Origin of the sequence: Anoxybacillus sp. (assembly GCF_036834105.1) — a bacterium.
Lineage (GTDB): Bacteria > Bacillota > Bacilli > Bacillales > Anoxybacillaceae > Anoxybacillus.
This window is the reverse complement of sequence record NZ_DAITON010000075.1, coordinates 1-10,953: the sequence shown is the minus strand read 5'-3', so window position 1 is coordinate 10,953 and position 10,953 is coordinate 1. Positions and strand designations below refer to the sequence as shown.

Annotated in this window: 10 protein-coding genes and 1 other annotated feature; of the genes, 3 read left to right on the top strand and 7 right to left on the bottom strand. The window is 43.0% G+C overall.

Annotated elements, in window-relative coordinates; translation table 11 throughout:
• Positions 1 to 61: 61 nt before the first annotated feature.
• The 3 genes from thpR to pepV all read right to left on the bottom strand — a co-directional run bounded on the left by thpR (position 62) and on the right by pepV (position 3,265).
• On the bottom strand, positions 62 to 595 hold the full coding sequence (gene thpR, locus V7Z64_RS08580; protein WP_297987238.1) for an RNA 2',3'-cyclic phosphodiesterase: 534 nt from the start codon (positions 593 to 595) through the stop codon (positions 62 to 64).
• Positions 596 to 628: 33 nt separating this feature from the next.
• Positions 629 to 1,780: an MFS transporter gene (locus V7Z64_RS08575; protein ID WP_297987237.1), complete on the bottom strand. Its 1,152-nt coding sequence runs from the start codon at positions 1,778 to 1,780 to the stop codon at positions 629 to 631.
• Positions 1,781 to 1,864: 84 nt separating this feature from the next.
• Entirely contained in the window at positions 1,865 to 3,265 is a 1,401-nt protein-coding gene (gene pepV, locus V7Z64_RS08570) for a dipeptidase PepV (RefSeq protein ID WP_297987236.1), read from the bottom strand.
• A gap of 173 nt (positions 3,266 to 3,438) precedes the next feature.
• Here pepV and V7Z64_RS08565 point away from each other — a divergent pair, with 173 nt between their 5' ends.
• The gene (locus tag V7Z64_RS08565; protein WP_003398403.1) at positions 3,439 to 3,660 is read left to right on the top strand and encodes a DeoR family transcriptional regulator; all 222 of its coding nucleotides are present in this window, start codon (positions 3,439 to 3,441) and stop codon (positions 3,658 to 3,660) included.
• Between the two features lie 35 nt (positions 3,661 to 3,695).
• Here V7Z64_RS08565 and V7Z64_RS08560 read toward each other — a convergent pair whose 3' ends face one another.
• Positions 3,696 to 4,418, bottom strand: coding sequence for a pseudouridine synthase (locus tag V7Z64_RS08560; RefSeq protein WP_297987235.1), 723 nt, complete (start codon positions 4,416 to 4,418; stop codon positions 3,696 to 3,698).
• Positions 4,419 to 4,524: 106 nt separating this feature from the next.
• On the opposite strand from V7Z64_RS08560, the gene V7Z64_RS08555 reads away from it, so the two are divergent.
• Positions 4,525 to 4,773, top strand: a complete 249-nt coding sequence (locus V7Z64_RS08555; RefSeq protein ID WP_003398406.1) for a hypothetical protein — start codon at positions 4,525 to 4,527, stop codon at positions 4,771 to 4,773.
• 14 nt (positions 4,774 to 4,787) lie between these two features.
• On the opposite strand, the gene V7Z64_RS08550 is transcribed toward V7Z64_RS08555, so the two are convergent.
• A complete protein-coding gene (locus tag V7Z64_RS08550; RefSeq protein WP_297987234.1) occupies positions 4,788 to 6,413 on the bottom strand; it encodes a putative polysaccharide biosynthesis protein in 1,626 nt (541 codons plus the stop codon).
• Between the two features lie 100 nt (positions 6,414 to 6,513).
• Between V7Z64_RS08550 and V7Z64_RS08545 the strand changes: the two genes are divergently transcribed.
• The gene (locus V7Z64_RS08545; RefSeq protein ID WP_297987233.1) at positions 6,514 to 7,779 is read left to right on the top strand and encodes an NAD(P)/FAD-dependent oxidoreductase; all 1,266 of its coding nucleotides are present in this window, start codon (positions 6,514 to 6,516) and stop codon (positions 7,777 to 7,779) included.
• A 32-nt stretch (positions 7,780 to 7,811) separates the two neighbouring features.
• Here V7Z64_RS08545 and V7Z64_RS08540 read toward each other — a convergent pair whose 3' ends face one another.
• Positions 7,812 to 8,108 (bottom strand): rhodanese-like domain-containing protein, encoded by a 297-nt coding sequence (locus tag V7Z64_RS08540; RefSeq protein WP_003398411.1) that lies wholly within the window; start codon positions 8,106 to 8,108, stop codon positions 7,812 to 7,814.
• A gap of 60 nt (positions 8,109 to 8,168) precedes the next feature.
• Positions 8,169 to 10,586: a leucine--tRNA ligase gene (gene leuS, locus V7Z64_RS08535; RefSeq protein WP_297987232.1), complete on the bottom strand. Its 2,418-nt coding sequence runs from the start codon at positions 10,584 to 10,586 to the stop codon at positions 8,169 to 8,171.
• A gap of 62 nt (positions 10,587 to 10,648) precedes the next feature.
• Positions 10,649 to 10,861, bottom strand: a binding site (T-box leader).
• Between the last annotated feature and the right edge of the window lie 92 nt (positions 10,862 to 10,953).

Genomic DNA, 10,953 nt, shown 5'->3' with positions numbered 1-10,953 from the left:
ACAATGCATACAATCCCCCGATTTGAATGACCGTAATCCCCATCTCTTCCCCTCCTCTTATTTATGGTGAAAGAGGAAAGCGCATAATCGGCTTATATTTCGGATTTTTATCCATATGCGTTTCATACAATACAACATCACGAACAAAAAAGGAAATGTCCTCCTCATCCATTTTTCGTGGATATAGCTCAAGCGAAAGCGGAAGTGATCCACTCCATTTTTTCGCAAGTGTAATATGAGGCGTAAATGGCCGGCTATCTAGCGAAAAGCCAATACGCTGACAAACATCATACACGTCTTGACGGAGTGAAAACAAACGAGGTTCCTCTTTCACCCCATACCATAAAACGCGAGAACCAAATGAATAAACTTCACTTAGTTGCAATGGAAAAGCTCGATGTTTCTTTACCGCCTCGGGCATTAGTTGGGCAATTTGTTTTCGTTCGACTTCCGTGACATGCCCTAAAAACGCGAGCGTCATATGATAATCCGCCTCATGAACGAACAGACGAAATGGCGCTTCCCACTCAGAAATGAAAGCATGTAACCGCCGCTTCACTTCATCTGGCAAAGCGATCGCCAAAAAATAATGCATTCATCTCCCCTACCTCCAATTTTCTAAATTTTATCAAATTTCCGATACTTTATGCAACGCCCTTTTTGACTGCCAGGCGAAAATAACCATTCCTCCAAACGTCAACAATCCAAAAAATAAATATACATGCTCGATCGTCCAACGCTCTAAAATATATCCTCCTACAAACGTGCAAAACCAGCTTCCAAGTCCATTTCCAACTGTAGCATAGAGCGATACAGCCGTTGTGCGCACATGTTCAGGTGTCACATCGCGAACGTATTGCAACGCTGCTGGAATAAATAAACCAACAGACGCTCCTTGCACAATCGTTGTCGCATAAACGACCATTAACGGAGGCTCAAAAAAGTAAAACAACCAACGAGCACAAGATAAAGCGGTTGCGACTAATAGCACGTTCATCATCCCGAATTTCCGAACGACACCGTCAGCAAATTTCATAAACGGCGCCTCACTACCTGCCGCCAATAAAAATGCAATCCCCACTCCTGCAAGCGTTCCTCCTAAATCTGTAATGAAAATACCGAAATAAAAATTGTTCGCATAAATCGGTCCAAAAACGAGAAACGTTGTCAATAAAAATAAAAGAAACGGTGGAATGCGAATAAGCTCCTTCATTCCCTCACGAGTATTCACTTTTGCATTTGCCTGCTCTCTCGGTAATTTCCATGCTAATGCACTTGAAATGATGAGCAACGTCACGAAAATATAAAAAATAAAACGGAGGTGAAACCACTCAGCCACTTGTCCAGCGACAGGAACAGCCGATGCAAACCCAAGCGCCCCCCAGAGCCGAATCGATCCATATCGCTCATTTGCCTTTTGTACATAATGAAGAGTAATACTATCAGACAGAGGCACGATGCCACTTTGCATAACTGCAAGCAGCGCAGCAATAACAAGCAACGATACGTAAGAGTAAGCGAGTGAATACATCATCCCGAATAAAGCGGTCCCTAATAAAGATATCATTAATACTTGAACCGGCTTACGCGTATAATCACTCGCCATCCCCCAAATAGGCTGAGTAAAAATCATGACGATCGGGCTAATGGACATAATCATTCCAATTTCTGTCCCAGACAAACCGACTTCATCTTTTAAATATACAGATAACAACGGAAAGAGCGAACCAAAACTAAAAAACTGTAAAAAATAAAATGCTCGAAAAATACGTGTATACACAAACATCCCCCATATCAAATAAAATAACGAAAAGTACCGTCACGATCGACGGCACTTTTCATTATAACATATTTTTGGAAACTGTCATTTTGCTAGCTCATAAATCGCTTGAGCATAAATGGCCGTTGCTTTTAACAAATCGTCAATAAACATATGCTCATCCTTTTGGTGCGCCACATCCGGACGATTCGGAAATAACGGGCCGAATGCTACCCCAGCTTGTAACGAACGAGCATATGTCCCACCACCAATGGCAAGTAGTGACGCTCGTTCACCCGTCTGCTCTTCATAGACACGTTGCAACGTTTGAACGAGCGGATGATCTTTTCCTACATAATGCGGTGCAGAATTCGAAAAATCCGTCAGTGCAAACGCATGACGCTCAGCGACTTGCTCAATCATTTTTTTCGTATGCACGATGTCATTCGTCACAGGGTAGCGCAAGTTGATGCCGATCTTTCCACCATATTCATTCGTATATGAAAGAACACCAACGTTTATCGTCAAATCACCGAGTTCCTCGTTTGTATGTGCAACCCCTAATCGTCTTCCGCACGTATCTTCATGAAAATATTGGGAAACAAACCGAACAAACGCGTTGGCTTGCGGATCAAGTTGTTCGTTTTCCAAAAATTTCACAAGCCATAATCCAGCATTTACACCATTGTTCGGTTCCATTCCATGAGCCGAAACGCCACGAACGCGCAAAGTGAACGTCTCTCCGTCGCTATGTGCTTCACCGTCAATAGCATGTGCTTGTAAAAATGCGAGAAAACGTTCTTTCATCGCTTCCCCATCTGTTAACCGCAAAGCCGCTTCAGCGAAGTCTGGCACCATATTGTATCGGCGCCCGGCATGGAACGAAAGAAGGATACATTCACTTCGCTCGTTTGTTGGCTGTTGAATCAGGTCAAAATCAGCGATTCCTTTTTCAGCATAAATAATTGGAAAGTCCGCATCAGGTGCAAAACCGAGCGTTGGCATTTGCTCCGTTTGAAAATAACGCTCAACACATTGCCAATCGCTCTCTTCATCTGTTCCAATAATCATTCGTACGCGCTTAGCTAACGGTAAACCGAGCTCTTTGACAATTTTCATCGCATAAAAGGCAGCGATCGTCGGACCTTTATCATCGAGTGCACCTCGGGCATAAATTTTTCCATCTACAATCGTTCCCCCGAACGGATCAAACGTCCAACCGTCGCCAGGGGGAACAACATCCACATGACATAATATCCCTACAATCTCTTCACCATTGCCCATTTCCAAATGACCAGCTAATCCATCAACGTTTTTTGCAACAAATCCTTCTTCTTCACCACGCTTTAGCATGTAACAAAGCGCTTCATACACCTCTTTTCCTAATGGTGTCTCTTGTGTAGCTGTCTGTTCATTTCGCACACTTGGAATGCGCAAAAATGTTTGCAAATCTTTCAAAAGCGCTGACTCTCGCTTTTTTACTTCTTCCATCCAGTTCACGTTCATTGCTGCATTCATCCTTTCCACAGAAAAATATGGTATTAATTGTGTTAATATTGTGTAAAATTCAGCAAATTTATAGCATTTTTCTTATGTTTTCGTGTAAAATAAATAATGAGACATCTAGTTTTTCATCTTTGTTGTACCATGCGAATGATGTGACGATAGGGAGTGATCATTTGAAACCATCTACCGATCGCATGCTAACCCGTATTAAGTCCGTCTACATGTTCATTAGCGAGAGAGGAACAGTGACAACGCAAGAGCTCGTGGACGAATTCGGCATTACCCCACGAACGATTCAGCGGGATTTAAACGTGTTAGCATACAACGACTTAATTCACAGCCCTAGCAAAGGTAAATGGACAACAACTAAAAAAAGAGTCAAGATGTCATCGTAACAGCGTGCACATAGACGGAACCTCCTAGCAGGTTCCTATTTTTTGTTCTCTCCCTTTAATAAAGCCATTTCTTCATCCGTCAACTCGCGATATTCCCCAGGCTCTAACGTTTCATCAAGCGTCAACGGTCCCATTTGAACCCGCTTTAAGTAAACGACTCGCTTGCCAACCGCTTGGAACATTCGTTTAATTTGATGAAACTTCCCTTCTGTAATTGTAATTTGCACGTCAGAACGTAAACCGGAGCGAACGATAACAAGTTTTGCTGGTTTCGTTTCATACCCGTCGTCGAGCACGACACCGCGCCGGAAGGCAGCAACATCTTCTTCTGTTACTTCTCCATCAATGATCGCCTCATACGTTTTCGGAACATGTTTTTTCGGTGACAATAGTTGATGAGCAAGCTGACCATCATTTGTTAACAACAATAGCCCCTCTGTATCTTTATCTAACCGTCCAACAGGAAATGGATCAAATATGCGATCTTCCTCTTCTAGCAAATCAACAACTGTCTCTTCGACCGCATCCTCCGTTGCTGAAATAACCCCTTTCGGTTTGTTCATCATGAGATAAATAAACGGCTTATACTCGACTTCTTCCCCCCATACGGTAACAACTTGTTCCTTAGGATCAACGTGCGTTTTCGCATCTTTTACCGTCATCCCATCGACTTTAACGACGCCTGCTTTTAATAGCTTTTTCACTTCCTTTCTCGTTCCATATCCCATATTTGCCAACAGTTTGTCGATTCGTAACACTAAAATCCCTCCAAATGTTTTTCGTTTTTAGGCATCCGTCCATACACGTATGGCAATTGTCACATATACTGCCTACGTAACGATCAAAGCGAAAGGAGTTTTCCGAATGGATGAACGCCAACAACAACAGCAAATGCCTGGTATGCCTTATTACGGAGGCACTCCGTTTATGCCGGGATTCCCTGGAACACCTGGATTCCCTGGAACACCTGGATTTCCAAGCGGTTCTCTTGAGCGTCGCGTCGACCGTCTTGAACGCATAACCGAGCGACAACAACAACAAATTAACAATTTAAATCGACGCCTTCAACGCGTTGAGCGTCAGCTTGGATTCCCGTTTAGCAGCGATTTCTAATAGAAAGAAGAAGGCTACGATACAGCCTTCTTTTCTTTTTTTCGCAAAAATGAAAACCTGTTTCCAAATAACATATACAACAAGTTTGAACGCTCACTTAAATAAAAATAAACAGCCGCTCCAATGAATCCACCGAACGCAACGATCGCGACCGATTGAACCATGCTGCCGTTGTAATGAAAGAAACGATCAATTAGTTTTACAATCGGCCAAACGACAGCACACATGATCGCTGTTAAAATTCCCATAAACAATATGCGCTTAGCGACGAAATGATAACGATAATTTGTGTAACGTTGAATGATCCATAAGTTTATCCCGACCGATAAAGCGTATCCAATCGTCGTTGCCAAAATAGCTCCCACCGTTTCAAAAGAAACGATAAACATATAGTTAAAAAGCAATTTGAACAACAACCCAATACATAAACTAATAACGGTAAATTTTTGTTTATTGATTCCTTGTAAAATGGCAGCCGTAACAGAAAATAATGCAAAGAAAATAGCTGTCGGTGCATATGCGCGCAACACTTCTGTTCCGAGTGGATCATAACTATAAAAAGCAGCATATACGTATTCAGACAAAAGCGCCATACCGATAACAGCAGGCAACGTAATAAACATGACGACTTGAAACGTATCGTTTAAATATTTTCGTAACTGTTTCTTCTCCCCTTGCACGTACGCTTTCATAATCGTCGGAATAAGCGTTAAGCTAAACGATGTAGCTAACGTAATCGGAATAATGACGAGTTTTTGCGCCCATACGTTGAAAATGCCGTATGCATCTTCCGATATGGCTCCGAGCCCAATGCTCGCCATCGCCTTGTTAAACGTAAATTGATCAATCAGTTGATATAGCGGCATAGCTAGACCAACAAACGCAAAGGGAGCAGCGTAAGCAATCAATTCTTTATACATGTCTTTTAATGACATATCAATGGTGCCGCGATCTTGTTTTAATAGCTCATTTAAAAATGTTTTACGCTTGAACCAATACATCAATAACACAGCTAGTCCACCAAGCGCTCCGACAAATGCTGCAAACGTTGCCACTTGAACAGCTGTTGTTAGCGAGCCCCCGAAAATACGCAACACGATGTAGCTCCCTAAAAGCAAAAAGACGATGCGCACAAGTTGCTCAATAACTTGCGACAACGCTGTTGGCCCCATTGATTCATGCCCTTGAAAAAATCCACGAATTAAGCTCATCATCGGCACGAGCAATAAAGCAAAACTAACGGCACGAATCACGGAAGTAACATCAGCAATGGAGTTGCCGTGTCCATCATCATTGACGACAAATGGCGCTAACAACGGTGCGCTCATATATAAAATGAGCCAAGCGAGAAATCCGGTAATCGCCATTAACGTAACGCCTGAACGAAACAATTTTCGCCCGATCGCATATTCTCCAAGTGCATTGTATTTCGACACAAACTTTGATACCGCCAGCGGCACACCCATTGTGGCAATGCTAATAAACAACGTATATGGAACGTAGCCGTATGAATAAAGTGCCCCCCCTTGTTTACCAACGAGTTGGTAAAATGGGAAGACGTATATAAGTCCTAAAATGCGAGATAAAAATACACCCCCAGTTAAAATAAACGTCCCGCGCAACAATTTTGATGACGACATATTATCCCTTCCTTACCGGATTCATTGCTTCACTTATTTTAGCACACTTTTTTCTTTTTCATAAAATCATTATAATTTTAACAGAAAGGACGTGAAAGTCATGATATATGATGTCGTAGTGATCGGTGGAGGGCCGTCAGGGTTAATGGCTGCCATTGCCGCCGGCGAACAAGGGGGACGTGTACTTCTCCTTGATAAAGGGGATAAGCTTGGTCGAAAATTAGCCATTTCGGGCGGTGGACGATGTAATGTCACAAATCGACGGCCGGTGGATGAACTCATTCAACATATCCCAGGAAACGGTCGTTTTTTATATCGTGCCTTTTCGGTATTTAATAATGAGGATATTATCCGTTTTTTTGAACGGCTCGGTGTTCCACTGAAAGAAGAAGACCACGGTCGCATGTTCCCCATCAGCGATAGCGCTCAATCTGTCGTACAAGCTCTTCTTCGTGAGTTAAAACGCTTAGGTGTACATATTCGCGTTCACACACGTGTGAAGGACATTGAATATAAAGATGGCGCAGTGTACGGGGTGAAACTTGAAACAGAAGAAATCATTCGCGCAAAGGCTGTCGTCGTTGCCGTCGGTGGAAAGTCTGTGCCTCATACAGGTTCCACAGGTGACGGTTACGCGTGGGCCGAAAAAGCTGGACATACGATTACAGAACTGTTCCCAACCGAAGTACCAATCATTTCTCATGAGCCATTTATTCAAGAGCGAACGTTACAAGGGCTATCGTTGCGTGACGTCGCGTTAAGCGTATTAAACGCAAAAGGGAAACGAATCGTGACACATCGTATGGATATGATTTTTACACATTTTGGGGTTTCAGGACCGGCAGCACTACGTTGTAGCCAATTTGTCGTCAAACAATTAAAAAAGCAACCGTCCGTTATGATGACGATCGATGCCTTGCCAGATGATAAAGAAGAAGTGTTATTTCAACGCATTGTACGTGCCATAAAAGAAGAACCGAAAAAAACGATAAAAAATATTGTAAAGACACTTCTCCCTCTTCCTGAGCGATATATATTATTTTTACTTGAACGAGTAGCGATCGACCCACAAACGACCGCGAGTACGTTAGGACACGACAAAGTTCGCGCATTCGTCGCGATATGCAAGACGTTTTCTTTTTCCGTTCATGGCACGTTGCCGCTTGAAAAAGCGTTCGTCACAGGGGGTGGAGTGTCAGTGAAAGAAGTGCATCCGAAGGAAATGGCATCGAAGTTAATGAAAGGTCTTTATTTTTGCGGAGAAATTTTAGACATTCACGGTTATACAGGCGGCTACAATATTACCGCCGCACTCGTCACCGGACGACTCGCTGGAATGCACGCTGCCATATATGCAAAACAATAAGATCGCCACGAAGCGATCTTATTGTTTTATCTTTACACAACTTCTCCGTCCCAGCCGAGCATCCCATCAACAATGTTGCATACGTTGTAACCGTGCGCCTCTAAATACGTACAAACATGTTCACTCCGAACACCTGAACGGCAAATAATCATATACGTTTCATTTTTATCTAATTCGTTCATTCGATGAGGGATATCCCCCATTTTTATATGAATCGCCGACGGAATCATTCCAAAAGCGACTTCTTCATCTTCACGCACGTCAATAACCTGAATTCGCTCCCCGGCTTCGATCATTTGTTTTAATTGCGCCGCTGTCATTTCTTTCATCCATCTCTCCCTTTCTTTTAAAGACAGCCTCCCACCGCATGTGTGGGAGGGTTTTCTTCGTTAATTGGCAACGATGTTGACTAGTTTACCTGGTACTGCAATGACTTTACGCACTGTTTTTCCTTCAATTTGTTCTTTAATTTTTTCGTCTTCCATTGCTAATTGCTCAAGTTGTTCTTTCGTTGCATCAGCTGGCACATGTAGTTTTGTACGTACTTTTCCATTCACTTGAATGACAATTTCGACTTCATCTTCAACTAATTTTGCTTCATCGTATGCTGGCCAAGCTTCGTAAGCAATCGTGTTGCTATGACCTAGTTTTTCCCACAACTCTTCAGCAATGTGCGGACAAACTGGCGATAACAGTTTTACGAATCCTTCCATGTATACTTTCGGCAATACAGGCGCTTTATATGCTTCATTAATGAATACCATTAATTGTGAAATGGCGGTATTAAAACGAAGCGCTTCGTAATCTTCTGTTACTTTTTTCACCGTTTGATGGTATACACGTTCAAGCGTATCTGTTTCCGGATTGTCAACGATTTTCGGATTTAGTTGACCGTTCTCTTCAACGAATAGACGCCATACACGATCGAGGAAACGGCGTGCACCGTCAAGCCCTTTTGTCGACCATGCGATCGATGCTTCTAGCGGTCCCATAAACATTTCGTATAAACGTAACGTATCGGCGCCATGGCTTTCAACGATATCATCTGGGTTGACGACATTTCCTTTCGACTTACTCATTTTTTCATTATTTTCCCCAAGAATCATTCCTTGGTTAAATAGCTTTTGGAATGGCTCTTTCGTCGGCACAACGCCAATATCGTATAAAAACTTATGCCAAAAACGTGCATATAACAAGTGTAATACCGCATGTTCAGCGCCGCCAATGTAAATGTCGACAGGCAACCATTTTTCTAATTTTTTAGGATCGGCTAATTGCTTTTCGTTATGCGGATCGATATAGCGCAAATAATACCAGCAACTTCCTGCCCACTGTGGCATCGTATTCGTTTCGCGACGACCTTTCTTGCCCGTTTTCGGATCAACGACATTAACCCATTCTTCAATGTTGGCTAGCGGAGACTCTCCTGTGCCTGACGGTTTAATTTCATCCGTTTTTGGTAATACAAGCGGCAATTCCTCTTCTGGCACTGGTGTCATCGTGCCGTCTTCCCAATGGATGATCGGAATCGGTTCGCCCCAATAACGTTGGCGGCTAAACAGCCAATCGCGGAGGCGATACGATACTTTTTTCTCACCTTTTCCGTTTGCTTCTAGCCATTCAATCATTTTTTTCGTCGCTTCTTCTTTATTTAATCCGTTTAAGAAATCAGAGTTCACGTGTTCCCCGTCACCTGTGTACGCTTCTTTCGAAATATCGCCACCAGCAACGACTTGTTTGATCGGCAAATTGAATTTTTTCGCGAACTCATAATCGCGCTCATCATGCGCTGGCACCGCCATAATTGCCCCCGTGCCGTAGCTCATTAACACATAATCTGCAATCCAAATTGGCAATTTTTCACCATTAGCCGGATTGATCGCATATGCTCCCGTAAATACACCTGTTTTTTCCTTCGCCAAATCTGTGCGCTCAAGGTCGCTTTTGCTTTGAATTTGTTTTAAATAAGCTTCGACAGCTTCTTTTTGTTCCGGTGTTGTAATTTTTTCAACGAGCGGATGTTCAGGAGCGAGCACCGCATAAGTTGCGCCGAATAACGTATCGGGACGTGTTGTAAACACCGTAAACGTTTCATCATGTCCATCAACTTGGAAATGAATGTTTGCTCCTTCCGAACGACCGATCCAGTTTCGTTGCATTTCTTTAATGCTTTCCGGCCAATCAAGCTCCTCTAAGTCTTCAAGCAAGCGATCAGCGTATGCCGTAATGCGAAGCATCCATTGTTTCATCGGTTTGCGAATGACCGGGTGACCACCGCGCTCACTTTTACCATCAATGACTTCTTCATTCGCAAGCACCGTTCCTAATGCAGGGCACCAGTTAACCGGCACTTCATCCATATACGCTAATCCTTTTTCATACAACTTTAAGAAAATCCATTGTGTCCATTTGTAATAGTTCGGATCGGTCGTGTTCACTTCACGATCCCAGTCATATGAAAAACCGAGCGATTTAATTTGCCGGCGGAAGTTGTTAATATTTTTTTCCGTAAATTCCGCTGGATCATTTCCGGTATCAAGCGCATATTGCTCAGCTGGTAATCCGAACGCATCCCACCCCATCGGATGTAGCACGTTATATCCTTGCATGCGCTTCATGCGCGCTAAAATGTCTGTCGCTGTATACCCTTCAGGGTGGCCAACATGCAAACCTGCCCCGGACGGATATGGAAACATGTCGAGCGCATAAAACTTTCTCTTCCCGTCATCTTCTGTCGTTTGGAACGTTTTATTTTCTTCCCAATACTTTTGCCATTTTTTTTCGATTTCACGATGATTAAAACTCACGTGACAAACCTCCTTTTTGTTCATTTTTAACAAAAATGAAAAACAAAAAACCTCTCATCCCGAAAAGGGACGAGAGGATTCTCCCGCGGTACCACCCTTGTTAGCGCACGAATCGTGCACTCACTTTCATCATTAACGCAGATTCACGGCGCACGCTACTTCATTCGCATACGCGACTCCAAGGCGAGTTCGTAAACAAACTTCGGTTGACTCGCACCGTCCGTCAACTCTCTGTCGACCATTTGTTTACTACTACTCCTTTTCACCGTCATTTTCCATTATTTCATTATACACATTATTTTAAAAAATTTACGCCCTCGTTGCAAGTGTATTCACGTATGGAACGATATGTTTAATTTTTATATAA

Excerpts from the sequence above, each read along its gene's own strand:
- thpR (WP_297987238.1), bottom strand. The coding sequence starts at position 595 with ATGCATTATTTTTTGGCGATCGCTTTGCCAGATGAAGTGAAGCGGCGG.
- pepV (WP_297987236.1), bottom strand. The coding sequence starts at position 3,265 with ATGAACGTGAACTGGATGGAAGAAGTAAAAAAGCGAGAGTCAGCGCTT.
- V7Z64_RS08555 (WP_003398406.1), top strand. The coding sequence starts at position 4,525 with ATGGATGAACGCCAACAACAACAGCAAATGCCTGGTATGCCTTATTAC.
- V7Z64_RS08550 (WP_297987234.1), bottom strand. The coding sequence starts at position 6,413 with ATGTCGTCATCAAAATTGTTGCGCGGGACGTTTATTTTAACTGGGGGT.
- V7Z64_RS08545 (WP_297987233.1), top strand. The coding sequence starts at position 6,514 with ATGATATATGATGTCGTAGTGATCGGTGGAGGGCCGTCAGGGTTAATG.
- V7Z64_RS08540 (WP_003398411.1), bottom strand. The coding sequence starts at position 8,108 with ATGAAAGAAATGACAGCGGCGCAATTAAAACAAATGATCGAAGCCGGG.